The organism is Paractinoplanes deccanensis (assembly GCF_016862115.1).
In the GTDB taxonomy this organism is placed as follows: Bacteria; Actinomycetota; Actinomycetes; order Mycobacteriales; family Micromonosporaceae; genus Actinoplanes; species Actinoplanes deccanensis.
The window spans coordinates 84,760-107,898 of the sequence record NZ_BOMI01000145.1 but is presented as its reverse complement, the minus strand read 5'-3'; the positions used below and the strand labels follow the sequence as shown (position 1 = coordinate 107,898).

Annotated in this window: 19 protein-coding genes and 2 pseudogenes; 14 read left to right on the top strand and 7 right to left on the bottom strand. The window is 72.8% G+C overall.

Annotation, left to right across the window (positions count from 1 at the left end):
- The 4 genes from Ade02nite_RS35220 to Ade02nite_RS35205 form a co-directional block, all read left to right on the top strand.
- The coding region (locus Ade02nite_RS35220) for a golvesin C-terminal-like domain-containing protein (protein WP_275409972.1) at positions 1-4,921 on the top strand (4,921 nt) is incomplete at its 5' end.
- A gap of 89 nt (positions 4,922-5,010) precedes the next feature.
- The gene (locus Ade02nite_RS35215; protein WP_203773253.1) at positions 5,011-5,508 is read left to right on the top strand and encodes a DUF2617 family protein; all 498 of its coding nucleotides are present in this window, start codon (positions 5,011-5,013) and stop codon (positions 5,506-5,508) included.
- Positions 5,505-6,413, top strand: a complete 909-nt coding sequence (locus Ade02nite_RS35210; RefSeq protein WP_203773251.1) for a pentapeptide repeat-containing protein — start codon at positions 5,505-5,507, stop codon at positions 6,411-6,413. Before Ade02nite_RS35215 ends, Ade02nite_RS35210 begins: the two co-directional genes overlap by 4 nt.
- A gap of 124 nt (positions 6,414-6,537) precedes the next feature.
- A complete protein-coding gene (locus tag Ade02nite_RS35205) occupies positions 6,538-7,821 on the top strand; it encodes an AfsR/SARP family transcriptional regulator (RefSeq protein ID WP_203773249.1) in 1,284 nt (427 codons plus the stop codon).
- 139 nt (positions 7,822-7,960) lie between these two features.
- Here Ade02nite_RS35205 and Ade02nite_RS35200 read toward each other — a convergent pair whose 3' ends face one another.
- Positions 7,961-8,434, bottom strand: coding sequence for an NUDIX domain-containing protein (locus Ade02nite_RS35200; RefSeq protein ID WP_307871247.1), 474 nt, complete (start codon positions 8,432-8,434; stop codon positions 7,961-7,963).
- A gap of 124 nt (positions 8,435-8,558) precedes the next feature.
- Between Ade02nite_RS35200 and Ade02nite_RS35195 the strand changes: the two genes are divergently transcribed.
- From Ade02nite_RS35195 to Ade02nite_RS50440, 4 genes and pseudogenes are all read left to right on the top strand, one after another.
- Positions 8,559-9,020 (top strand): SUKH-3 domain-containing protein, encoded by a 462-nt coding sequence (locus Ade02nite_RS35195; protein WP_239169285.1) that lies wholly within the window; start codon positions 8,559-8,561, stop codon positions 9,018-9,020.
- Between the two features lie 194 nt (positions 9,021-9,214).
- Positions 9,215-9,452: pseudogene (locus tag Ade02nite_RS35190) on the top strand (transposase); the annotation flags it as partial.
- A 120-nt stretch (positions 9,453-9,572) separates the two neighbouring features.
- Positions 9,573-10,072, top strand: a pseudogene (locus Ade02nite_RS50990) (transposase family protein).
- A complete protein-coding gene (locus tag Ade02nite_RS50440) occupies positions 10,063-10,197 on the top strand; it encodes a hypothetical protein (RefSeq protein ID WP_275409973.1) in 135 nt (44 codons plus the stop codon). Before Ade02nite_RS50990 ends, Ade02nite_RS50440 begins: the two are co-directional and overlap by 10 nt.
- A gap of 107 nt (positions 10,198-10,304) precedes the next feature.
- Here the strand turns inward: Ade02nite_RS50440 and Ade02nite_RS35180 are convergent, their stop codons facing one another.
- On the bottom strand, positions 10,305-11,195 hold the full coding sequence (locus Ade02nite_RS35180; RefSeq protein WP_203773243.1) for an alpha/beta fold hydrolase: 891 nt from the start codon (positions 11,193-11,195) through the stop codon (positions 10,305-10,307).
- Positions 11,196-11,285: 90 nt separating this feature from the next.
- On the opposite strand from Ade02nite_RS35180, the gene Ade02nite_RS35175 reads away from it, so the two are divergent.
- Positions 11,286-11,765: a MarR family winged helix-turn-helix transcriptional regulator gene (locus tag Ade02nite_RS35175; protein WP_203773241.1), complete on the top strand. Its 480-nt coding sequence runs from the start codon at positions 11,286-11,288 to the stop codon at positions 11,763-11,765.
- A 16-nt stretch (positions 11,766-11,781) separates the two neighbouring features.
- On the opposite strand, the gene Ade02nite_RS35170 is transcribed toward Ade02nite_RS35175, so the two are convergent.
- The 3 genes from Ade02nite_RS35170 to Ade02nite_RS35160 are packed head-to-tail and all read right to left on the bottom strand — an operon-like array spanning position 11,782 to position 13,879.
- On the bottom strand, positions 11,782-12,207 hold the full coding sequence (locus Ade02nite_RS35170) for a hypothetical protein (protein WP_203773239.1): 426 nt from the start codon (positions 12,205-12,207) through the stop codon (positions 11,782-11,784).
- Positions 12,204-12,752: an RNA polymerase sigma factor gene (locus Ade02nite_RS35165; protein ID WP_203773237.1), complete on the bottom strand. Its 549-nt coding sequence runs from the start codon at positions 12,750-12,752 to the stop codon at positions 12,204-12,206. Before Ade02nite_RS35165 ends, Ade02nite_RS35170 begins: the two co-directional genes overlap by 4 nt.
- Entirely contained in the window at positions 12,749-13,879 is a 1,131-nt protein-coding gene (locus Ade02nite_RS35160; RefSeq protein ID WP_203773235.1) for a S8/S53 family peptidase, read from the bottom strand. The genes Ade02nite_RS35165 and Ade02nite_RS35160 overlap by 4 nt, the downstream gene beginning before the upstream one ends.
- A 338-nt stretch (positions 13,880-14,217) precedes the next feature.
- Between Ade02nite_RS35160 and Ade02nite_RS35155 the strand changes: the two genes are divergently transcribed.
- Both Ade02nite_RS35155 and Ade02nite_RS50435 read left to right on the top strand, forming a co-directional pair.
- Positions 14,218-16,515, top strand: coding sequence for a CHAT domain-containing protein (locus Ade02nite_RS35155; protein WP_239169284.1), 2,298 nt, complete (start codon positions 14,218-14,220; stop codon positions 16,513-16,515).
- A gap of 75 nt (positions 16,516-16,590) precedes the next feature.
- Positions 16,591-16,716: a hypothetical protein gene (locus Ade02nite_RS50435; RefSeq protein ID WP_275409971.1), complete on the top strand. Its 126-nt coding sequence runs from the start codon at positions 16,591-16,593 to the stop codon at positions 16,714-16,716.
- 25 nt (positions 16,717-16,741) lie between these two features.
- Here the strand turns inward: Ade02nite_RS50435 and Ade02nite_RS35150 are convergent, their stop codons facing one another.
- Entirely contained in the window at positions 16,742-18,979 is a 2,238-nt protein-coding gene (locus Ade02nite_RS35150; RefSeq protein ID WP_203773231.1) for an ABC transporter permease, read from the bottom strand.
- The gene (locus Ade02nite_RS35145; protein ID WP_379038334.1) at positions 18,976-19,641 is read right to left on the bottom strand and encodes an ABC transporter ATP-binding protein; all 666 of its coding nucleotides are present in this window, start codon (positions 19,639-19,641) and stop codon (positions 18,976-18,978) included. The genes Ade02nite_RS35150 and Ade02nite_RS35145 overlap by 4 nt, the downstream gene beginning before the upstream one ends.
- A gap of 126 nt (positions 19,642-19,767) precedes the next feature.
- On the opposite strand from Ade02nite_RS35145, the gene Ade02nite_RS35140 reads away from it, so the two are divergent.
- From Ade02nite_RS35140 to Ade02nite_RS35130, 3 genes are read left to right on the top strand one after another with little or no spacing between them, the layout of a single operon-like run.
- Positions 19,768-21,057: a sensor histidine kinase gene (locus tag Ade02nite_RS35140; protein ID WP_239169281.1), complete on the top strand. Its 1,290-nt coding sequence runs from the start codon at positions 19,768-19,770 to the stop codon at positions 21,055-21,057.
- Positions 21,050-21,709 carry a response regulator gene (locus Ade02nite_RS35135; RefSeq protein ID WP_203773225.1) on the top strand — a complete coding sequence of 220 codons (660 nt, stop codon included), beginning with the start codon at positions 21,050-21,052 and terminating at the stop codon, positions 21,707-21,709. Before Ade02nite_RS35140 ends, Ade02nite_RS35135 begins: the two co-directional genes overlap by 8 nt.
- A 44-nt stretch (positions 21,710-21,753) precedes the next feature.
- On the top strand, positions 21,754-23,040 hold the full coding sequence (locus Ade02nite_RS35130) for a serine hydrolase domain-containing protein (RefSeq protein WP_203773223.1): 1,287 nt from the start codon (positions 21,754-21,756) through the stop codon (positions 23,038-23,040).
- The last annotated feature ends 99 nt before the right edge of the window (positions 23,041-23,139 follow it).

Here is a 23,139-nt window from a genome sequence, read left to right as displayed (position 1 = left end):
GGTCTACAACTACCCGTCGACCGGCGACGACCCGCAGTGGCACTGGCGGGCCAAGTCGTACACCGACCGGCTGGGCGGCGTGACCACGTTCGCGTACACCGACCCGGACGGGCCGCAGGGCACCGCTGTCGACACGGTCGTCACGGACGCGGAGAACCACGCCACCACGTACAACCACGACGGCTACGGGCGGGCGTACCAGACGACCAACGCGAAGAACGAGGTCACCAAGCTCGCCTGGGACGACCAGCACAACGTGGTGTCGCTGACCGAGGCCAACGGGGCCACCTCGACCTGGCGCTACGACGCCAAGACGGGCTACCCGCTGGAGACCCGGGACGCGCTCGCGGTGAAGAACAACTACGCGGGCACGGTCCTGGCCTACCAGACCCAGCTGGGCGGCTACGTGGCCGACGTGGCCACGAAGACCAGCCCCGAGGGCCGCAAGTACAGCTTCACCTACAGCACCGCGGGCGACGTCCTCACGGTCACCGACCCGGCCGGCTTCGTCACGACCAACACGTACGACACGTGGGGCCGGCTGCTGACGTCCACGGACGCCAACGGCAACGAGACGAGATTCGAGGACTACCACGCGAGCGGCTATCCGCGGGCCATCGTCGACGCGCTCGGCGTCAGGTCGTCGTTCGTCTACGACGCGCGCGGCAACGTCACCGAGGTCCGCAACGACAAGCAGGCCAAGACCACGCAGGGGTACGACACCTTCGGGCGGCCGAAGGACCGGGTGGAGCCGGTCGACGCCGCCGCCGGCCGGTACCTGACCACCAGGGGCGCGGTCTACGACCCGAACGACAACATCCTCACGGCGTACGCGCCCAACGGCACCTCCACCACATCGGTCTACGACAAGGCGGACCAGGTCACCGAGACCGTGGTGCCCAAGGACGTGTCCACCGGCGAGGAGCGCAAGACCACCTTCACCTACGACAAGGTCGGCAACCAGCTCACCGAGACCGAGCCGCAGGGCAACCTGACGGCCACGGCCGGCGACTACACGACGACCACCAAGTACGACGCGATCTACCAGCCGATCGAGATGGTCAACGCCAAGGGGCAGAAGGCCTCCTCGGTGTACGACAACGTCGGCAACGTCGTGACGCTGGTCGACGCGCGCAAGAACGCCACGGCGGACCCCGCCGACTTCACCACCAAGTTCGAGTACGACCTCGTGCACCGCGTGGTGAAGACGACCGACGCGGCGGGCAAGTTCACCAGCGCCCGCTACGACAAGGACGGCCTGGCGGTCGGCACCACCGACGCCGACGGCAACGAGTCGCTGGCGACCTACGACGCCCGCGGCGCGCTGATCGAGTCGAAGGTGCCGTACAGCAAGGACGCCGCCGGCGCGATCACCTACCGCACCACCAGGTACGAGTACGACAAGGTCGGCAACCAGACCAAGGTGATCTCCCCGCGCGGCGTGGCGACCACCGACGACGCCGACGACTTCGCCAGCGTGACCGTCTACGACAAGCTCAACCGCGTCAAGGAGGAGTGGTCCTCCTACGACAAGGACGACAGCCGGTACAACACGCCGAACAAGACCCTCTACGACTACGACTCGGTCGGCAACCTCGCCTCGGTGAGCGCCCCGCCGTCGCAGGGGCAGACGGTCCGCAACGAGACCAAGTACACCTACTACGACAACGGGTGGCAGAAGTCCTCGACCGACCCGTGGGGCATCGTCAACACGTTCGACTACAACGAGCTGGGTCAGCAGACCAAGAACACGCTGACCTCGGCCGGCGGGTCGGTCAGCCGCACGCAGACCTGGGACTTCTACCCGTCGGGCAACCAGCGGGCCCGGTCGGACGACGGCGTGCCGGTCGGCAAGGACGTGGTCCTGGTCGACAGCTCGGACTCCAACAACACCGCAACTCAGGGCACCTGGACCAGCGGTGCGGCAGCCGGACAGTACGGCTACGACGTCTACACGGCACCGGCCGGCAGCGGCGCGGCCCAGTTCAACTGGCAGCTGAACATCCCGCGCGACGGCACGTACGAGGTGTTCGCGTACTACCCGCAGGTCAGCGGGGCGGCCACGGACGCCAAGTTCACGGTCACCCACTCGACCGGCACCGCGGTCAAGACGGTCAACCAGACCACCGCCGCCGGCACCTGGGTGAGCCTCGGCAGCTACACCTTCACCGAGGACGCGCCGCAGAAGATCACGCTCACCGACCAGGCCACCGGCCGGGTGGTGGCCGACGCGGTCAAGCTGGTGCGCAGCAACGCCGGTGAGACCGACAACGAGAAGAAGGAGTTCACCTACTCGTACAACGCGAACGGGTTGATGACCGAGGTCAAGGACCTCAGCCCGGGCGCGAAGACGGACGCCTACCGGATCGGCTACGACGAGCTCAACCAGATCAGCAAGGTCGAGGAGATCGCCGCCGGCACGGTCAAGAACACCACGGCGCTGACGTACGACGAGAACGGCAACCCGCTCACCACGACCCACGACCTCACCTGGTCGAAGGTCGAGTACGACGTGCGGGACATGGTCGCCAAGGTGACCAACGCCGACTCGCCGTCGGCCGGCAACCAGCAGATCTCCACGTTCACCTACACCGCGCGGGGCGAGCTGCTCAAGCAGGTCAAGCCGAACGGCAACACCGTGGACCTGGAGTACTACCTGGACGGCAACGCCAAGCACCAGGTGGAGAAGACCTCCGCCGGCGCCGTGGTCGCCGAGCACACGCTCGAGTACGGCGCCAACGGCACCCCGTCGAAGGACGTGCTGAAGCTGATGAACGCCGACAACTCGGCGGACTACATCGACAACACCTACACCTTCGACTACGACCCGCAGGACCGGATCGCCAAGCTCACCAAGACCGGGGACAGCTCGGCGACCGAGACGTACCTCTACGACGCGAACGGCAACGTCGTGTCGCAGACCGTGGCGGGCGCGACGAGCACCAACAAGTACGACCGCAACCGGCTGCACTCGGCCACCGCGGGCGGCATCACGTCCACCTACAACTACGACCCGCTGGGCCGGCTGGACACCGTGACGATCGGTGGCCAGCGGGTGGAGAAGTACTACTACGACGGCTTCGACCGGACGGTCAAGGCGACCGCCGGCTCGGGGACCACCGCGAAGTCGACCACCTACGTCTACGACCCGTTCGACCGGACGAGCTCGCGGACGTCGGCCGGCAAGACCACGGCGTTCACCTATCTCGGCATGGACGAGCAGGTGCTGCGCGAGGAGGTCGGCGGCAAGGCGAAGACGTCGTACCAGTACTCGCCGTGGGGTCAGAAGCTGACCCAGATCAAGCACAAAGACGACGGGACGAAGGAGTACTCGCAGTACACCTACCGGCCGCGCGGCGACGTCATCGCGATCACCAAGGACGACGGCAAGACGCGTGCCACGTACGGCTACACCGCGTACGGCGAGAACGACGAGTCGCAGTTCAGCGGCGCCGACAAGCCGGGCGCCGGTGGCGAGGAGGAGGAGCCGTACAACGAGTTCCGGTTCAACGCCTCCCGCTGGGACTCGGGCTCCGGCACGTACGACATGGGCTTCCGCAACTACGACCCGGGCCTGAACCGGTTCCTGACCCGGGACTACTACGGCGGCGCCCTGGCCGACATGGGCCTCACCGCGGACCCGTTCCTCAACAACCGCTACTCGTTCGCCGGCGGCAACCCGATCAGCTTCGTGGAGCTGGACGGCCACCTGTTCGGCATGTCCCTGTCCGACCTGGGCCACGCCGCGCTCGACGTGGTCGGCCTGATCCCGGTGGTCGGTGAGGTCGCCGACGTCGCCAACGGCATCTGGTACATGGCCGAGGGCAACTACGTCGACGGCGCCCTCTCGATGGCCTCGGCCATCCCGCTGGCCGGATACGCGGCCACGGCGGCCAAGGGAGCCCGGTACGCCGGCAAGGCCGTGGACGCCATGGACACGGCGAACGACACCCGGCGCGCCGTCGACAACGCCATCCCGCCGAAGGCACCGGACGCACCGAGCACGCCGAGCGTGCCGAAGGCGCCCGACGTTCCCAAGGCGCCGGACACCCCCAAGGCACCGGGGGCGACCAAGGCGCCCGAGACCCCGAAGGCGCCGGCGCCGACGAAGTGCAACAGCTTCGTGCCGGGCACCCGGGTGGTGCTCGCCGACGGCAGCACCAAGGCGATCGAGGATCTGGAGCTGGGCGACCAGGTCCTGTCCACCGACGTGGAGACCGGCGAGAACCAGGCGCGCCCGGTCAGCGACGTCCGCAGCCACGCGGGCACCAAGAAGCTGGTGACGGTCTCCGTCCGGGCCGACGGCAAGGACGGCAGCTTCACCTCCACGGCGGCGCACCTGTTCTGGCTGCCGGACGTGGGCCGCTGGGTCGAGGGCTCCACGCTCAAGCCGGGCATGTGGCTCCAGACCGGCTCCGGCACGTGGGTGCAGATCACCGCGATCACCAAGCACACGCGGTCGGAACGGGTGCACAACCTCACCGTCGAGGGGCAGCACAACTACTACATCCTGGCGGGGAAGACCTCGCTGCTCGTCCACAACTGCGACATCGTCACGCAGAAGTTGCAGGCCCACGTGGACGACGCCGTGCGCAGGTTCGAGGCGGGGGAGCTCGACTTCACGACCCGCCAGAAGAACGCGCTGCGCAGGGTGGGAGCCCGCGGTGACGACCAGCGGTGGAACGTGCTGTACGCGGCGTTCCGGGGTCAGCGGATCGACGCGGCGGTGAAGGGGGCCGTCGCGAAGGACCCGTACCTCAACAAGTTGCTCTACATCACGAAGTCCGGTGAGCGCGGACCGGACTTCCACGACGCCCTGACGGGGCGGTGGTGGGACGTCACCACGAAGGCGGACTGGATTCCGCACACCCGGCGATACAAGAAACCGTTCGGCATAGGAACGGGCTTGTTCACCGGTTGATCGGGCGGCCGGGCCGGGGGACCCCCTCCCCGGTCCGGCCGCTCTCTTTTCAGGGTTCTTTTTGGGGCAAAGCCCTCTATACTGCATCGGTGATCGTCACCATCGATTTCGCGCGTGCCGGCTCCACGGTGGACCTGCGCCTCGATCTGGGTTCCGATCCGCTGCCCGCCCTGGCCGTGCTCGACCTGGACGCCGGTGTGCAGCTGCGCCTGCTGGAGACGGGGCATCAAGTCGTGATCAGCACCCCGGACGGGCGGATCGTCGAGACCGTCGCCCGGACGCCGGCCGGCCACCCGGTGGGCGGCACGGTCGAGGAGCGCATCGCCGGGCGCGACTACCGCTTCCAGGGCGAGGTCACCGAGAGCCCGCGCAAGGTGCGCGACCTGCGCGAGCTCTACGCCGGCGCGTGGCAGGAGAAGCCGGGCACCCTGCGGGCGGTCTTCCCCGGCGACCCGGACGGCATCGCCGAGATCCAGGTGGAGCTGCGCGGCGCGCCCCGCAGCCTGCGCTGGTCCACCACCCACACGTTCCCCGCCGCCGGCCACGTCCTGACGACGAAGTCCTCCCTGACGGTGCCCCGGCCGTGACCAGGGCCGCCCTGGTCGACCGCTGGCGCACCCCGGCGGGACGGAGCGCGGCCGCCGGCGTGCTCGCCCGCCTGCGCGCCGGGGCGCCCCTCGACCGGGACGCCCAGGGCCGTGCCGACCTGCGCGGCTTCGTCATGCCGGACACCGTGCCGCTCGACAACGTGCTCGCCGGCGTCCGGCTCACCGATGTGGACCTCAGCCACGCCCAGCTGCCCGGCCTGGTCCTCGAACGCTGCGTCGTGACCGGTTGCCGGTTCACCGGCGCCAACCTGCGGGACTGGCGGGTCGACACCACGATGGTCAGCCGCAGCGACTTCACCCGGGCCGTCCTGACCGGCGCCGCCCTCGGCACCGGCGACCCGGACCGGATGAACGGCTGGAGCGAGGTCACCTTCACCCGGGCCGACCTGCGCGGCTGCCACCCCCACCAGGCGTACTTCGACCGCTGCGACTTCTCGTCCGCCCGGCTCGACGGCGTCGAGTTCCACCAGTGCCGCATCACCGGCACGGTCTTCGCCGGGCCGCTGCGCCGGGTGGTCTTCGACGGCCGGGACCTGGCCGGCTCACCCGCGGCCGGGCCGATGCGCGGCGTCGACTTCACCGGCGCCCGGCTCGACGACGTGGAGTTCCGCAACTGCTTCCTGGAGGACGTGTCGTTCCCGCCCGGCGAGGTGCTCGCGGTGCCGCGGTTCGGCCCGGTCGCGGCCCGGGTGCTGGCGGCGCTGGAGGGCGACGGCTCGGCGGCCGCCGGTGACCTGCGGTGGCTGCTGCGCGACATCACCGGCAATCCGTGGTTCGAGCCCGGCTCCACCGGCGTCTTCGTCCGCGCCGTCCTGCGCGACATCGGCGGCGACGATCTCGCCGATCTGGCCTTCCGGATCATCGCGAAATGCGCAGCGTCGTAACGGCCGTTTTTGTTACTCGAAAGGGCCCGCTGACTGGTTGAGATTGCTCACTGCGCGAATGCCCGGTATCGCGTTGATTCCCACTGTGCGGCTTCCTAATCTGGGGTCCGTCAAAGGGGGATTGATGTCCGTCGAGGTCTGCTTGCTGGGGCCGGTGGAGTTACGGGGCGACGGTGGAGTGGCGGCGCCGGGCCCGGCCAAGCGCCGGGCGGTGCTCACCGTGCTCGCGCTGGAGGTCAACCGGCCGGTGCCGCTCGGCCGGCTCACCGAACTGCTCTGGACCGGCCGGCCGCCGGCCTCCGCGATCGCGAACATCCGCAACCACGTCGCGGCCCTGCGCCACACGCTCGGCACCCGGATCGTGTCGCGGCACGGCGCCTACCAGCTGAACCTGGCCCCGCACGAGCTGGATGTGACCGAGTTCCGCCGGCGAGCCGAGCGCGGCCGCGGCGCCCTCGCCCGGGGTGACGCCGGTCAGGCGGAGCCCGACCTGGCGGCCGCGCTGTCGCTCTGGCGCGGGCCCGCCGGGCAGGGCCTGCCGCGCGGGGCGGCGCTGGACGTGCTGCTCGCCGGCCTGGAGTCGGAACGGCTGCGGGTCGTCGAGGACCTCGCCGAGGCCCGCCTGGAGCTGGGCCACACCGGCGAGCTGGCGCCGATGCTGCGTGACCACCTCGCCGCCCACCCGCTGCGCGAGCGGGCCTGGTCGCAGCTCATGCTGGCGCACTACCGCGCCGGCGACCTGGCGGCGGCCCTGTCCGCCTACCGCGAGGCGCAGGCGGCCCTGCACGCCCAGCTCGGTGTCGACCCGGGCGCCGAGCTGACCCGGCTGCACGTGGCGATGCTGGAGCGCGCGCCCCTGCTCGACCCGCCCGCGCGGGGCCGGGCGCCGGCGATCCCCCGCGAGCTTCCCCCCGACCCGGCGCTGCCGCCCGGCCGCTCCCGCGAGCTGACCGCGCTGCTGGCCGCGGCGCGCCCCGAGCACGGCGAGCGCACCCCCGCCGCCGTGGTCCTGCACGGCCCGCCGGGCAGCGGCAAGTCGGCGCTGGTCACCCGGGCCGGCCACCGGCTCGCGGAGACCTTCCCGGACGGCCAGATCTTCATCACGGTGGCCGGCCCGCACCTCTCGGCGGCCGATCTGATGGGCCGGGTGCTGCGCGCCTTGGGCGTCCCACCCGCCGAGGTGCCCGACCAGCCGGACGAACGCCTCGGCCGCTACCGCTCGCTGCTCGCCACCCGCCGCGTCCTGATCGTGGTCGACGGCGCGGCCGCCACCGAACAGGTGTGGCCGCTCATCCCGGCCCGGCACGGCTCTGCCCTGCTGGTCACCAGCCAGGCCCCCCTGCGGATGCCGCTGGAGGTGCCGCAGGTGGCCCTGACCCGCCACACCCTCCGGGCCGGCGCGGCGTAGTTGGGACCACGTCGCGGTCCCTCCTCATCACCCGTCACCATGGCCGAAGCTGGCCTCGCGGCTGGCCGGTTGCCGGTCGTCGAGGACCACTGCGGTGACCTGCTCGGCCGGCGCCGGACCGACTCGGGCAGAGGCCGCGTCAGGCGACGAAGACGCCGTTCTCCAGGTAGACGGCCGTGCCCTCGGCGCGGGCGCGGACCGCGGCGGCGATGCGCCGGGCCAGCAGGGGCGACAGGCGGCCGGCGGCTTCCCGTTCGGTGCACCAGGCCCAGCCGCGCAGCTCGCCGGCGGGCAGGCGGATCCGCTCGGTCTGCGCGGGGGTGAGGACGCCGCCGTCGTAGAGCAGCATCAGCCCCTCGGTGCGGCCGGCGCGGGGCGGCACCCAGTCGGTGACCAGCAGACGGCCCGGCTTCACGGGCAGGCCGAGCTCCTCCTCGAGCTCGCGCACCACCGCCGCGTACGGGGACTCGTCCGCCTCGACGGCACCGCCGGGGATCTCCCAGTAGTCCTTGTAGACCGGCTCGACCAGCAGCACCCGGCCGTTGCCGTCGGTCAGCAGCGCGCCGGCCCCCATGCGCTTGCGGGGCAGCGTGGCGGTGAAGTCCTCGGTCACCGCGCCAGGCTATCCGCCCGGTGGACATCGACAGATCCGCTTGCCCTGCTCCCCGCGGTGCTGTCCCCGGCGATAGCCTTGGCCGGCAGGCAACCGACCTGTCGAGGTGGTGTGCGTGGACGCGATGCCCGGGGACCTGGTCGGCATGCTCTCGTCGGCGGGCTGGACCCCCGGCCGCCGCGTCGACGTGACCGGCGTCGCCGCCACGCTGCGCGCAGCCGGCTTCGAGGTGCCCCGGGCGGCGACGGAGTTCCTGTCACAGTTCGCCTACCTGCACGTGCAGCACGAGCCCCACATCGAACTCCACGGCGAGCCCGCCCACTGCTGGACCCGCTTCGACCCCACCGCCGTGGCCACACCCCGAGACGCGGACGTCGCCCGCCGCTGCGCCGAGACGGCCGGCGAGGCCCTGTGCCCGATCGGCACGGACGGCTTCCACCTGACCCTCTACATCACCCCCGGCGCCACCTTCTACGCCGGCCGCGACGCCTCGGTCTACCGCTACGCCCCTGACCAGGCCGAGTTGCTGAGAATGATGCGCGACGGCCGCCGCCCCCATCTGATCGGCGAGTGGACCCCGGACTGAGTGAGTGTTTCCGAGGGGCGCCGCACGGCGTGTCCACGCTGATCTTCGGCTACGCGATGGCCGTGGGGTGGGCCGCGGATCCCGGAGCATCAACGGGCGCAAGCGATTCGTCATCCGCTGGGCCGCGATCAACCGGATGCTGCGCCGCGTCGCCCGCGGCAGGCCCGCCGCACGACGGCAACGCCGCACCCCGCACGGGCCGCACCCCCACCCACGACCTGCGCGAGATCTTCAACGCGATTCTGCACGTCAATCGCACCGGTATCGCCTGGCGTTACCTGCCACACGACTTCCCTCCACACGCGACGGTCTACAGCTATCTCGCGTTATGGAGCAAAGAAGGAATCTTCACCGAACTCAACTGGGGCCATCGAACCGACCGCATCGATCATGGACACGCAGAGCGTGAAGACATCCACCAACGTGCCCGTCTAAGGCGTGCTTCAGAAGTCGCGGTTGCCGGTGAAGGTCACGGCGTGGCGGTGATCGATATTTGAAGAGGTCTCGGTAGATGGTTCAGCGACCAAGCTAGAACTTCATACCGGAGACCTCGTGGCCACCTTGGTGGTGACGAGGTGGCACGACCTCACCGACGCTCAATGGCGGCGGCTGGCGCCGCTGCTGCCTGCCGTGTCGGGAACGGCCGGCCGCCGAAGTGGGAGAAACGGCAGCTCATCAACGGGATCCGGGGGTGGGGCGCACGACGAACCCGCCGATCACCCCCTCGGGCGTTCTCGTGGCGGGCTGACCACGAAGACACACCTGGCCCGCGAGCAGGGTCAGAAGGTGTTTGCGATGGTGGTGACCGTCGGGCATCGTGGGGACGGTCCGCAGTTCATCCCGGTGCTTCGCCGTATCGGCGTGACACGCCTGGGGGTCGGCCGGCCTCGCGCCAGACCCGCGTTCGATAAGGACCTCTACCGGCCACATCACCCCGTCGAGAACGGCATCGCCGGCCTCGAACGCCACCGCGGTGTCGCTACCCGATCGACAAGCTGGCCGTCCGCTTCCAAGCCGTTCTCACCATCACCATCACCGGCGAATGGCTCTGACCGGCCTACTGCTCGCCGTGATCGTCACCACCGCCGGCGTCAGCGACAACGTGATCGGCACCGCCTTGCTCGGCCAAGCCGCCACGATCCATCCGATTTTGGCCAAGATCTGGGTCGATGCATGATTCAAGGTCAAAACTCTCGAACACCGCGAAATACGCTAATCAGACGTCCTCTGAGGCTCGCCGGCGACCGATGCCGGCGTCTCCCGCGCCTGCGCTTTGCTGTCGGGTCAGGCGTGGGGCGAGGTCTCATCGACGTTGTCGACGAAGCTCAGTATTGCTTCCGCCAGTTCGCCGGGGGCTTCCATGGCGACGTAATGGCCAACGCCGTCCAAGTGAACTGAGCTGATTGGCGTGGCGGCCGCCTGTGACATGGTGGCGCGGGTGAACGGGCCGCCTCCGGCACCGACCGCGAGGACGGGCTGGTTGAGGCCGGGCGACTCGGCGAGTTTCCTGATGTCGGGTCCTTCCCGCAGCATCGACTGGTAGAGGCCGGCGGCGCCGCGCCAGCCGCCGGGTCGTGCGTAGCCGCGAGAGAATTCCTCGATATCGATGTCCAGGATCGCTTGCGGTACGGCGGTCATGGACGGGAATGCGTATTGGCTGAGGAACTCTCTCTCGCGGCCGGTGAGCAGCAGCTCGGGGATGCCCGGGGCGGCGAGGACGCCGATGTGCCAGGCGCCTCCGTGCGTCACGTCCGCCAGCGCCTCCAGGCCGAATCCGGGCAGGCCCATCTCGATGGCGGTGAGGCTGCGCACGTCCCCGGGGTGCGTGGTGGCCAGGCGGAAGACGGTCGCTCCGCTGATGTCCTGTCCGGTGAGATGGACGGGTCCGACGTCGAGGTGAGCGATCAGGTGGTGCAGGTCGGCGGCCGATGTCGCGCTGTCGTAGACCCCCGGGGCGTTGCCGGAGTCGCCGAAGCCGCGCAGGTCCACGGCAAAGACCTGGTGGGTGGCGGCCAGCAGGGGAATCAGTTTGTGGAAGGCCCACCAGCTTTCGGGAAAGCCGTGGACCAGCAGGATCGGTGAGCCGCTGGTGCCGGCGCTGACGTAGTGCAGGCTGGTGCCGTTGACGTCGGCGCGGTGGTGCGTGATGCCCTGCGGTGTACGGACGGTCGCCATGCTTCTCCTCAAAAAGACAGCCAGGCTGTCGATCCGAACGATAGACACCCTGGCTGTCTTTGTCCAGGCGTCGTGTCGTAGCGTCGTGGCATGGCTCGTTCCGGTGCTGATCTCGCGTTGTTGCTGCTGGGGGGCTTTCGGGTCCTCGTCGATGCCGCGACGGAGGAGCTTGCTCGCCGAGGTCACCGGGACGTCCGGCCCGTCCATGACTTCGCCATGCGCGCCATCGCGGCCGGCGCCGACAGCGCGTCCGACCTGGGCCGTCACCTCTCGATCGCCAAGCAGTCGGCGGCCAAGACCATCGCCGTTCTGCTGGAACGCGGCTATGTCGTTCGTCAGCCCGATCCCCGCGATGCCCGCCGCAAGCGCCTACAGGTCACGCCGCTCGGCTTCGAGGTCATGCATCAAGGTGAAGCCATTTTCGACGAGTTGCGCACACAATGGGAACGACAGCTGGGCGCTGCGGAGTTGGCGATTCTCGAAAGGCAATTGACGCAATTGGTCGGCTCGGCTCCCATCCGTTTCGACACACCGGGATGGATCGCACGCGACCTTGACGGGTCGGCCTGAGGACGGTCCACACGTCCTACACGACCATCCATGGGGTGCGGGCGCCGCCGAAGGACAGGCGCAGCGGGCCCGGAGTCAAGCCCTGGAACGCGAAACGGCCCCACTCGTCGGACTGGGTCTCGCGCACTCCGCCGGGCTGTTCGGCTCGGACCGTCATCGCGCTGGGTGGGGCCAGCTGGCCGAGGAGGACCACGCTGCCGCCGTCGCTGCTGGTCTCGATGTCGGCCTCCACGGTGCCGGCCTGGAAGGTGCGCAGCGTGCCGCCGTCGCCGCGGACGCCGGCGGTGGTGGTGGCGGCCGTCGCGGTGTCGACCAGCGTGGCCAGCTGAGCGTCGGGGTCCCGCCAGTCGTACGCGGCCAGGGCCGCCTCGACCACCTCGGAGGGCACCGGGTCGACGCCGTCGAGCATGGCCTCCAGGCGGGAGACGAGCGGATCGGTCATGACCGTGCCCCCGATCCGGTGAGGGCGTCGCGCAGGGCCGACAGGCAGCGGGCCCGGGTGGGGCCGAGGCTGCCGACCGGCATGCCGAGGCGGTCGGCGACCTCACCGTAGCCGCCGCGGGGTGGCTCGATGACCAGCAGCCGCAGCAGGCCCTGGCAGCGGGCGGAGATCTGGTCGAAGGCCCGCCAGAGCTCCTGGTCGCGTTCGGCGAGCAGGAGGCCGTGGCCCGGCGCCGGGCCCTCGTCGTGCAGGCCGGCGAAGGTGACGCCGTCGGCGGGGCGTTCGCGGCGGCGCAGCAGGTTGATCGATTCGCGGCGGGCGGTGGCGGCGAGCCACGCGCCGAGCGCCTCGGGGTTGCGGATCTTGGCGAGGTTTTCCACCAGGCGCAGCCAGGTGAGCTGGCTGACGTCGGCGGCGTCCGAGGCGCTGAGCCGGAAGCCGCGCGCGACCGACCACACCAGGCCGGCGTACCGCTGGACGATGTCGCTCCAGGCCCGTTTGTCGCCGGCCGCGGCGGCGCCCACCAGCTCTGCCACGCCGGTCATGACAGCACCAGGTCTTCGCGTACGGCGTCGCGCAGCGCCCGCCGCGCGTCGCTGCCCGCGGCGATCCGCTCGGCGACGGCCGCCACGGCGTACGGCGTGGCGAACGACGTGCCGCTCCACTGCGCCCAGCCGGTGGGGAACGCCGGGTGCTTGATGTACGTGCTGGTGACGTCCTCGCCCGGCGCGTCCGCGGTGACCCAGTCGCCGGAGTTGCTCCACGAGCACCGTTTCGCGCCGTCGTGCGCGGCGATGGCGGCGACCCGGTCGTCGGTGGCCGCGAACGCCGCCGGCCAGAACGGGTCGACCGTGTTGCCGTCGTTGCCCGCGGCGGCCACGACCACCCGGTCGCCGGTGGCGAGCAGCGCCTCCAGGGCCCGTTGCAGGCCGAGCGGCGGCAGGTCGTCGTCGGTGTATCCGCCCAGCGACAGGTTGACCACCCGGCAGTCGTCGCCGACCCGGCCCAGCCCGCGGATCAGCTCGTCCTCGGTGCAGACGCCGAAGGTGTCCAGCACCCGGATCACGCTGATGTCGGCGCGCCTCGTGTTCGCCGCGATCACGCCGGCGATGAAGTTGGCGTGGCCCACGTCGCCGTCGAGCACGCCGTCGCGGTCGACGTCGGTGTCGGTCTCGATCTCCACGGTGCCGCGGGCGTGCAGCGAGCCGGGCAGCGGGCTGTCCTGCCACAGGCCGGTGTCGACCACGGCGACGGGCACGCGGCCGTGCGGCGGGGCGGGGCGGCGCAGCTGGGCGGCGCCGGCCGGCTCGGGCGGACCGTACGGGCCACCGTGGTTGTACGCGTTGCCGGCGGAGAGCAGCACGTGGTTGGGCGCGACGACCCGGTCACCGGCCTCCGCGCGCACGGCCGCGATCGTCTCCGGAAGGTCGGCGTGGGGTGCGATGTACCGCCGAATGCCCGGGATCAGCTCCTCGTCGCCGGTGTTGTCGGCGCCGCCGCCGGCCAGGTGCCGTTCCGCGGCGCGCCGGCCCTCGTCGAGGACCAGCAGCTCGCCGGCGACGTGCCAGGCGAGGCCGCCGCCGGGCGACCGGGTGGAGCGCAGCCGGGGCTGGGCCGCCAGCCGCTGCCGGCGGCGGGTGCGATAGGTGGCCAGGCGCGCTTCGGTGGGCATGATGGGCTCCTCTTCCGACACAGTAGACAGGCTCTTCAGGGGACAGACGGCTCTGTCGGCGTCGTGATACAAGAAATTTCGTGCCGGACCCCGCGGAGGTCGCTCGGGAGGCGCTGGAATCGGTCACCGCCGATCCGGTGCGAGCCGCCGGCCTGGCCGTCCGGGCCCGTGACGCGGCCCGCGCGGCCGGTGATCCCGCGGCCGAGTCGACAGCTCATCGCGCGCTGGGCCTGGCCGCCCGCGAGCGCGGCGACGCGCCCGCGGCCCTGCGCCACCTGCGCGACGCCGTCCGGGCCGGCCGGCGCGCCGGGGGAGAGGACGTCGCCGCCCGGGCCCGGATGAGCCTGGCCCTGGTGCTGGCCGAGGCGGGCCGGCCGACCCGCGCGTTGTCCGAGATCGACGCCGCCGCGCCGCATCTGAGCGGCCTCGACGCGGCCCGCCTGCACATGCAGCGGGCGCTGATCCTCGACCGGCTCGGCCACCTCGACGTGGCGATGGCGGGCTACACCGCGGCCGTACGCGAGCTGGAGGCGGCCGGTGACCGTCTCTGGCTGGCCCGGGCGCTGACCAACCGGGGCGTGCTGCACGTCTACCGGGCGTCCACCGGGCCGGCCCGCGCCGACCTGCTCGCCGCCCGCGACCTGTACGACGAGCTCGGCCAGCGGCTGGCGGTCGCCCAGGTCGAGCACAACCTCGGCTTCGCCGCGGCCCGCGCCGGTGACCTGCTCGCGGCGATCCACTGGTACGACCGCGCCGACGAGTACCTGCGCGTGCACGGCCGCGCGCCGCTCGCGCTGATCGGCCGCTGCGAGCTCTTCCTGCACGCGCGCCTGCTGCCCGAGGCGCTCGCGGCGGCCAAGGAGGCGGCGGCCGTGGCCCGGGGCGGGCGGATGATGCTGTACGAGGCGCAGGCGCGCCTGATGCACGCGCGCGTCGCCCTCGCCGCGGGTGACCTCGCGGCCGCTCGCGCCGAGGCGGAGGCGGCGCGCCGGTCGTTCCGCCGGCAGCGGCTCCCGGCCTGGGCGGCGCTGGCCCGCTACGTGGCGATCCGGTCCGGGGCGGGCGGCCTGCGCGCCGCCCGCGCGGTCGCCGCCGACCTGGCCGCGGCCGGCTGGCCGGCGCCGGCCCTGGACGCGCGCCTGCACGCGGCCGGGCTCGCGGCCGGCCGGCCCGGCGCCGCCGCCGAACTGCCCGAGGTGCTGGTCGCGACCCGGCGCGGCCCGGCTGAGCAGCGTGCCCGCGCCTGGCACGCGGCCGCCCTGCTGCGCGACGCCGAGGGGGACACGGCCGGCGCGCGGCGGGCGTTGCGCGCCGGCATCCGGGTGCTCGACGACTATCAGGCCGCGCTCGGCGCCACCGAGCTGCGGTCGCTCGCCGGCGGCTACGCGGACGGCCTGGTCACCACCGGCATGCGGCTGGCGCTGCGCGGCGGCCGGCCCCGCTCGGTGCTGTGGTGGGCGGAGCGCCGCCGCGCGGTCGCCCTGCGCCTGCCGCCGACCCGGGCGCCGGACGACCCCGAGCTGGCCGCCGACCTCGACCGGCTCCGGCTGATCGCGGCGCGGGACGGCGGCGGCAGCGGCCGCGAACTGCGCGCGGTCGAGGAGCGCATCCGTCATCGGGTCTGGCGGGCGAGCGGCGACCGGCCGGACGCCGCCCACCCGGCCCACCTCGCCGAGCGGCTGGCCGAGCGGCTCGGCGACCGTGCGCTGGTCGAGCTGGCCGAGGTGGACGGCGTGCTGCACGCCGTCGCGCTCTCCGCCGCCGGCGCCGCGCTGCGTTGTCTCGGCCCGGCGGCGCCGGTGCTGGCCGAGTCGGCGGCGCTGCGGTTCGCGCTGCGCCGGCTGCTGCTGCGCGGCGGCACCGCGGCGACCCGGCGCGCCGCCGAGGCGAGCGCCCGGCACGCCGCGAGCCGCCTCGACGGCCTGGTCTTCGCCCCGCTGCGCGACGCGCTGGCCGGGGCGGACGGGCTGGTCCTCGTACCGTCCGGAGCCCTGCACGCCACGCCGTGGCCGATGACCGCGACCTGCCGGGGCCGCCCGCTCGTGGTGGCGCCCTCGGCCACCGGCTGGCTGACCGCCGCATCGGCGCCGCGGCCGGCCGGGCACACGGTGCTGGCCGCCGGTCCCGGCCTGGAGCAGGCCGAGCCGGAGGTGCTGCGGCTGCGCCCCACCCACCCGGGCGCCACCGTGCTGCTCGGCGCGGCGGCGACGGCCGGGGCGGTCCGCGCGGCCCTCGACGGCGCCCGCCTGGCCCATCTGGCCGCGCACGGCGTCTTCCGCGCCGACAACCCGATGTTCTCGCACGTCACGCTCGCCGACGGCCCGTTCACCGTGTACGACCTCGAGCGGCTCACCCGGGCGCCGTCCACCGTGGTGCTGTCCTGCTGCGACCTGGGGCTCTCCGCCGTACACCCGGGTGAGGAGCTGATGGGCCTGACCGCCGCCCTGCTCGGCCTGGGCACCACCACGGTCCTGGCCGCCGTGCTGCCGGCCCGCGACGCCGCCGCCCACGAGCTGATGGCCGCCCTGCACCGCGGGCTGGCCGCCGGCGCCCACCCGGCCGAGGCGCTGGCCGCCGCCCGCTCCGGCCTCGACGGCGACCCCACCGCCGCGGCGTTCGGCTGCTACGGCAGTTAGCCGGCAGTTCGTATCAGCCGCTGTGCTCTCTCGTCCGCCTCGGGCAGACCGCCTACGAAGGAGAGAGGCAGACCGATGTTCCGAGCGACCGGCGCCTACCGGTGGCCGCGCACCGTGCCGGCCCTGCTCGGCAGCGGGGCGCCCGATCTCGCGGGCACGACCACCAAGCAGGGACCGAACGGCAGGATCCTGACCGTTTAGAAGCGGGCGCCTCGCCGGCGGTGGATCACTCGGTGCGCAGGGCGACCGCCGTGCGGGTGCGGGCGGCCCATCCCGCCGGGAGCAGGGCGCCGCCGGCCGCGAGGACCAGGCCGGCCAGGGTGAGGGCGGCGAGCAGGATCGCCCCGTACACCTCGATCGTGCTCTGGGGGAGGCGGATGCCGGCGCCGTGGGCCATCGCGGGAACGGCCCAGCGGTGCAGCAGGTAGCCCGCCGGGACGCCGAGGACGCCGCCGAGCAGGCCGGGGACGCCGACCGAGGCGATGACCATCACGGCGGTCTGTCTCGGGGTCATTCCGACGGACTTGTGTACGCCGATGTCGTGCACCCGGTCGCGCGAGTCGAGCACGACCGCGTTGAGCACGCCGAGCGCGGCGACCGAGACCAGCAGCGCCGTGAGCAGGGCGGTGAGCGAGTCGAGCAGGATCAGCGTCCCGTCCAGGCCCTCGCTGCCGGTGGCCTCGGCGGCGACGTTCTGGCTGCGCAGCGCCGCGATGTAGGTGTCGCGGCCGGTGCCGGGGGTGAGCTCGACGTACCACTCGAAGCCCCGCACCACGCCGGCGGGGACGCTGGCCTGGTCGGTGTAGAGGTGGTTGTTGGCGCTGCCGTCGAACACCTCGCCGACCAGGGTGAGCGGCTCGTGGCCGGCGCCGGTGACCGTGTCGCCGATCTTCTTGCCGGTGGCGGTGAGGAAGGCGGTGTTGACCACGGCCTCGCCCGGGCCGGTGTACCACTGGCCGTCGAGCATCTCGTATCCCGCCCAGCGCGCGTCACCGCTGGTGATCGTGCCGCGGGCGGGCTCGCGCAGGCCGTCGACGGCGATGTCGGCGGGTCCGCGGCCGTAGTAGCGGCCGGTTCCCGGCGTGGCGGCGACGATCGGGCGCAGGTCCCGGTCGTCCATCGGCATGACGAGCACGTCGGCCGAGGTGTCGGGCTTCTCGGCGGCGGCCTGGATCTCCCGCAGCGAGCTCGCGAGGCCGATGGCGAAGGTGGCCGCCGCCGTGCCGAGGCCGACCGTCAGCAGGATGGCCAGCAGCCGGGCGGGCCTGGTGAACGGCTGGGCGAGCCCCAGGCTGACCGGTCTCGGCAGCCGGGTGCGGGCGGCGAGGCGGGCGGCGACGCGGCCCCGGCCGCTGTGCGGGGCGCGGCCGACGGCGAGCGCGTCGACCGTGCGCAGGCGGGCGGCCCGCCACGCGGCCGGCGCGGCGGTGGCGGCGATGAGCAGGATCGCGGCGACGATCGCGGCGGCGTCGACCCACGGGGTGACCGACATCGGGACGGTGCCGAACAGGTCGGCGACGTCGGCGGTCAGCGGGATGGCGAGCAGGTCGCCGGCGACGATGCCGAGGACCGCGCCGATCAGGCCGGGGATCAGGGCCTGCACCAGGCAGGCGCGCACCACCTGCGCCGGGGTCAGCCCGAGCGCCTTCATGACGCCGATGCGGCGGGTGGCCGAGGCGACGGTGCCCGCCGTGACGTTGCCGATGACCAGGGCGGCCAGGGCGAGGCCGATCAGCCCGAACGCGCTGAGCAGGGGCACGAAGAGCTGGGTGCGGTGTGCGGCGTCGTTGCGGACGTCCAGCCAGGACTGCGTCTGCGCGCCCGCGCCGAGGGCGGCCTCGTGGGCGGTCATCGCGGTCTCGGAGCTCGCGTCGGCGTACCGGTAGAGCATCTGCCACCCGGTCTGCCCGAGCGCCACCGCCTGGTCGGGCGTCACCCAGGCCTGCGCGGTCTGGCTGATCGAGCGGGCCTCGCCGACGACCGTCAGCGTGGACCCGTCCTCCAGGCGCAGGACGATCCCGGTCGGGATCCTGACGTCACCGCGGGCGACCACGATCTCGCCCGCGGCGCGCGCCCACCGTCCCGCCAGGAGCGTGACCTTGTCGATCGCGTCGCCGCCCGGGTCCGCCCGGCCGACGACCTTCAGCTGCGGGCCACCGGGACCCGGCGGTGCGCCCTGCGGTGTCGCGGTCACCGTGGTCACGGGGTACGGGCCGGCGGTCTGCTCCGCCTGGCCGGCGGTGGCGGCGGCCTGGTCCTTCGTCGTCTTCGCGGCGTCGAAGATCGCGGTCAGGTGCGCGCCGTGCTGCTGGGCGAACGCGTTGGCGAACGGCGCCGACGACGCGGCCAGCAGCAGGCCGGCGAGGACGGTGGCGGTCACCGCCATCGCCGTCGCCATGATGATCACGATGGTGGAGACGCGGCGCCGTTGCGCGCCGCGCACCACGGTCCGGATCGCGCTCATGCGCCCGCCACCTGCCCGTCGACGAGGCGCACGGTGCGCGTCGCCACGGTCGCGGCGAGGACCTCGTCGTGGGTGACCAGGACGATCGTCTGGCCGTCGGCGTGCAGGTCGACCAGCAGCTTGCGCACCTCCGCGCCCGACGCCGTGTCGAGCGCACCCGTCGGCTCGTCCGCGAGCAGCAGCGGCGGCCGGTTCATCAGGGCCCGCGCGACCGCCACGCGCTGCCGTTCGCCGCCGGACAGGCGGCCGGGATAGGCGCCGGCGTGCCGGTCGATGCCGAGCGTCTCGAGCAGCTCGGCGGCGCGCCGCCGCGACTGGGTGGCGGGCCGGCCGGCGATCTGCGCGGGCAGCAGCACGTTGTCGGTGACGGTGAGGTCGTCGATCAGGTTGAAGAACTGGAAGACCAGGCCGATGGTGGCGCGGCGGTAGCGGGCCGCGGCGGCCTCGCTCAGCCGGTCGACGCGGGTGCCGCCGACCGTGACGGTGCCCTCGGTGGGCCGGTCGAGGCCGGCGATCAGGTTGAGCAGGGTCGACTTGCCGCTGCCCGACGGGCCGAGCAGCGCCAGGCACTCGCCCTCGGCGACGTGCAGGCTCAGGTGGTCGAGGGCGGCCTGGCCCCCGTCGTAACGGCGGCTCACATCTGCGACGTCAATCATGGTCAGGGACGCTAGGGACGCCCGGCCGCATCGGGCGTCGGCCGCGAGAGCGCCTTTCGCCGCGGGGGTCATCCTCGCGGCGTAGTCGAGCGGTGGATGCGTACGGTGGAGCCGCCCGGACAGAATGGGCCGGTGACCCGCTTCCCGCCGCTGCCTCCGGTCGGCCGGCTGTTGCGCCGTTCCGGGCCGCAGCCGCGGCTGACCCGCCGCAACTGGGCCTTCGACGTGCTGCTCGTCGCCGTCTTCGTCGTGGTGGCGCTCAGCGGCACCGACATCACCGGGCACCTCTTCGAGACCAGCGGCGACGCCCCGGCGCGGGTGCCGCTGCCCGGCATGCCGGACGCGCCCCCGATTCCCCGGCCGCCCTTCGGCCCCGGCCCGGTCGAGCTGAGCGATGCGCAGGGGCCGGGCTGGGTCGCCATCGCCGCGATCCTGCCGCTGCTGGTGCGCCGCCGCTTCCCGCTGACGACGCTGATGGTCATCCTCGGGGTCACGGTGGTGGCGCTGGAGGGGGACACCCCGGGCACCGACATCCTGCGCGTCTCCTTCTACGCCTGCGTGATCGCCGGGTACACCGCCGCCGCGTACAGCCCGTACCGGATGTGGGCCCTGGCCGCGTTGCCGCTGGCCGCGCTGCTCTACAGCTCGTTCCCCGATCTGGCCGTGCCGATCGTCCCGGTCGGCTGGGTGCCGTTCCTGGTGCTGCTGCCCATCGGGCTGGCCGTGCACGGCATGCGCACCTGGCGCGAGCGCGCCGACCGGCTGCGCAGCGAGCGCGCCGACGCGCTGCGCGAGGCCACCCGCCAGGAACGCGCCCGCATCGCCGGCGAGCTGCACGACGTCGTCACCCACAACGTGTCCATGATGGTCATCCAGGCCGGCGCGGCCCGCAAGGTGCTCGACAGCGCGCCCGAGGCCGCCCGCGACGCCCTGCTGGCCGTCGAGGAGGGCGGCCGGGCGGCCCTGGGCGAGCTCCGCGGCGTCATGGGCCTGCTGGCGGCGGACGACGACGACACCCTCACCCCGCAGCCCGGCCTGGCCCAGCTGCCGCCGCTGATCGACCGGGTGCGCGACGCCGGTGTCGACGTCACCGTCACCACCAGCGGCGAGCGGCAGCCCCTGCCCGCCGGGCTGGAGCTCGCCGCCTACCGCGTCGTGCAGGAAGCGCTCACCAACACCGTGAAGCACGCCGCCGGCGCCCGCGCCACGGTCGACGTCACCTACGCGCCGGACGAGCTGCGCATCACCGTGACCGACACCGGCGGCGAGCCGACCCCGGCGTCCGCCACGTCCACCGGCCGCGGCCTGGCCGGGCTGCGCGAGCGGCTCGCCGTGTACGGCGGCACGCTCCAGGCCGCCGCCCGGCTCACCGGCGGCTACCGCGTGCGGGCCCACCTGCCACTGGCGAGGTTCGATGGCTGAGCCGCTGCGCGTCGTCATCGCCGACGACCAGGCGCTCGTCCGCGCCGGCTTCCGGATGATCCTCACGGCGGACGGCATGGACGTGGTCGCCGAGGCCGAGAACGGCGCGGAGGCCGTCGAGGCGGTCCGGCGCACCGCCCCCGACGTGGTGCTGCTGGACATCCGCATGCCGGCCATGGACGGCATCGAGGCGGCCCGCCTCATCCTGGCCGGCGACGACCCGCCCCGCGTGATCATGCTGACCACCTTCGACCTGGACAACTACGTCTACGCGGCGCTCGGCCTGGGCGCGAGCGGCTTCCTGCTCAAGGACGTCACCCCGGAGTACCTGGTCGCCGCGGTCCGCATCGTCCGCGACGGCGACGCGCTGCTCGCGCCGAGCATCACCCGCCGGCTCGTCGAGCGCTTCACCACGCCCGAGCCCCGCGAGTCGGTTCCGCACCGCGACCTCGCCGCCCTCACGCCCCGCGAGCGCGAGGTGCTGACGCTGGTCGCCCAGGGCCTGAGCAACGTGGAGATCGCCGGCCGTCTCTTCCTGTCCGAGGCGACGGTGAAGACCCACGTCGCCCGCATCCTGGCGAAGCTCGGCCTCCGCGACCGGGTGCAGGCCGTGGTCGTCGCCTACGAGACCCGCCTCGTGACTCCCTCCTGAGATCGCCATTGCCGCCGGGGCCCGGCCTTGGCATGATCTCGGCCATGTCGTTGAGTCGCCGCCACGTCCTCGGTGCCGGAGCCGCCGCGCTCACCGCCACCGTCACCGGCTGCGGCCGCGACAACAACGATTGGATCGACGGGCAGACCACCGGCGGTACGGGTGGCGGCGCGGCCGCTGCGGCGGCACCGGCCTATGTCGCGCCGCTCCGGGCCGTGCTCACCAAATATCTGAAGCCGACCACCGCCAACCCCAAACACCCGACCTACGCCGGCGCCGTCCTGATCGTCATGGTCAACAACTCGACCACGGCCACGATCGCGGTGGGGCACGCGCTGCGCTACGGCGCCGGCCCGGTCGAGCTGCCCGCCGCCAAGCGGGTGGCGATGCGCGCCGACTCCATCTTCGACCTGGCGTCGCTCACCAAGGTGTACGCCTCGATGGCGCTGCTCCAGCAGGTCGACCGGGGCAAGGTCGCGCTGGACGCGCCGGTCGCCCGCTACCTGCCGGGTTTCACGGGCACGGGCAAGGGCGCGGTCACCGTGCGCATGCTGCTGACCCACACGAGCGGGCTGCCGGTCGGCGCCACCGGGGTCAAGGGCCTGACCCCCGCCGCCCAGCGCGCCAAGGTGCTCGCCACCCCGCTGGTCAGCGGTGCCGTCCCGGGCAGGACGTTCCGCTATTCGAGCGTCGGGCTGATGGTCGCCGGCCAGATCGTCGAAAAGGTCACCGGCACCACCCTCGACGTCGCCATCCGCAACGGCATCACCGCGCCGATGGGCCTGCGGTACATGGGCTTCAACCCGCGCAAGTGGCTCTCCGCGGCCGACCAGGCGGCGCGGCTGGTCGCCACCGACGCCCGTACGTCCCGGGGCCTGCTCCGCGGCACCGTGCACGACGACATCGCCGCCCAGATGGGTGGCGTCATCGGCAGCGCGGGCCTGTTCGGCACCGCCCGTGACGTCGCCCTGACCGGCCAGATGCTGCTGGCCGGCGGCGTCTATGGCGGCAAGCGCCTGCTGTCCGCCGCGATCGTCAAGGACATGCTGGCCAACCACAACGCCGGCCTGCCCGCGGTCGACCCGGAGCGGCCCGGCCGCCCGTCCGACCACGGCCTCGGCGTGACCCTGCGCCAGCCCTGGTTCATGGGCACGCTGTCGTCGCCCACGACGTTCGGTCACACCGGGTTCACCGGCACGTCGTTGCTGGTCGACCCCCGGCGCAAGCTGGTGCTGTCGTTGATGACCAACCGGGCGCACCCCAACTGGGGCTGGGCCAACCCCGACCCGATGCGCGCCGAGATCGCGACCACCCTCGCCAAGTACCTCTGAGCGAGGTTGTGGCACACAGTAGTCATTGCCTCACCCGCGTGCCGGTGCTTACTGTCGTCGATAGATGCCCTTTCGCATCAATCCCGCACCGGACGGTCA

What these genes read in the sequence shown, in the direction of transcription:
- Ade02nite_RS35205 (WP_203773249.1), top strand. Translation starts at nt 6,538, where the DNA reads ATGTCCGTCGAGGTCTGCTTGCTGGGGCCGGTGGAGTTACGGGGCGAC.
- Ade02nite_RS35195 (WP_239169285.1), top strand. Translation starts at nt 8,559, where the DNA reads ATGCCCGGGGACCTGGTCGGCATGCTCTCGTCGGCGGGCTGGACCCCC.
- Ade02nite_RS50440 (WP_275409973.1), top strand. Translation starts at nt 10,063, where the DNA reads ATGGCTCTGACCGGCCTACTGCTCGCCGTGATCGTCACCACCGCCGGC.
- Ade02nite_RS35180 (WP_203773243.1), bottom strand. Translation starts at nt 11,195, where the DNA reads ATGGCGACCGTCCGTACACCGCAGGGCATCACGCACCACCGCGCCGAC.
- Ade02nite_RS35175 (WP_203773241.1), top strand. Translation starts at nt 11,286, where the DNA reads ATGGCTCGTTCCGGTGCTGATCTCGCGTTGTTGCTGCTGGGGGGCTTT.
- Ade02nite_RS35170 (WP_203773239.1), bottom strand. Translation starts at nt 12,207, where the DNA reads ATGACCGATCCGCTCGTCTCCCGCCTGGAGGCCATGCTCGACGGCGTC.
- Ade02nite_RS35165 (WP_203773237.1), bottom strand. Translation starts at nt 12,752, where the DNA reads ATGACCGGCGTGGCAGAGCTGGTGGGCGCCGCCGCGGCCGGCGACAAA.
- Ade02nite_RS35160 (WP_203773235.1), bottom strand. Translation starts at nt 13,879, where the DNA reads ATGCCCACCGAAGCGCGCCTGGCCACCTATCGCACCCGCCGCCGGCAG.
- Ade02nite_RS35155 (WP_239169284.1), top strand. Translation starts at nt 14,218, where the DNA reads ATGAGCCTGGCCCTGGTGCTGGCCGAGGCGGGCCGGCCGACCCGCGCG.
- Ade02nite_RS50435 (WP_275409971.1), top strand. Translation starts at nt 16,591, where the DNA reads ATGTTCCGAGCGACCGGCGCCTACCGGTGGCCGCGCACCGTGCCGGCC.
- Ade02nite_RS35150 (WP_203773231.1), bottom strand. Translation starts at nt 18,979, where the DNA reads ATGAGCGCGATCCGGACCGTGGTGCGCGGCGCGCAACGGCGCCGCGTC.
- Ade02nite_RS35135 (WP_203773225.1), top strand. Translation starts at nt 21,050, where the DNA reads ATGGCTGAGCCGCTGCGCGTCGTCATCGCCGACGACCAGGCGCTCGTC.
- Ade02nite_RS35130 (WP_203773223.1), top strand. Translation starts at nt 21,754, where the DNA reads ATGTCGTTGAGTCGCCGCCACGTCCTCGGTGCCGGAGCCGCCGCGCTC.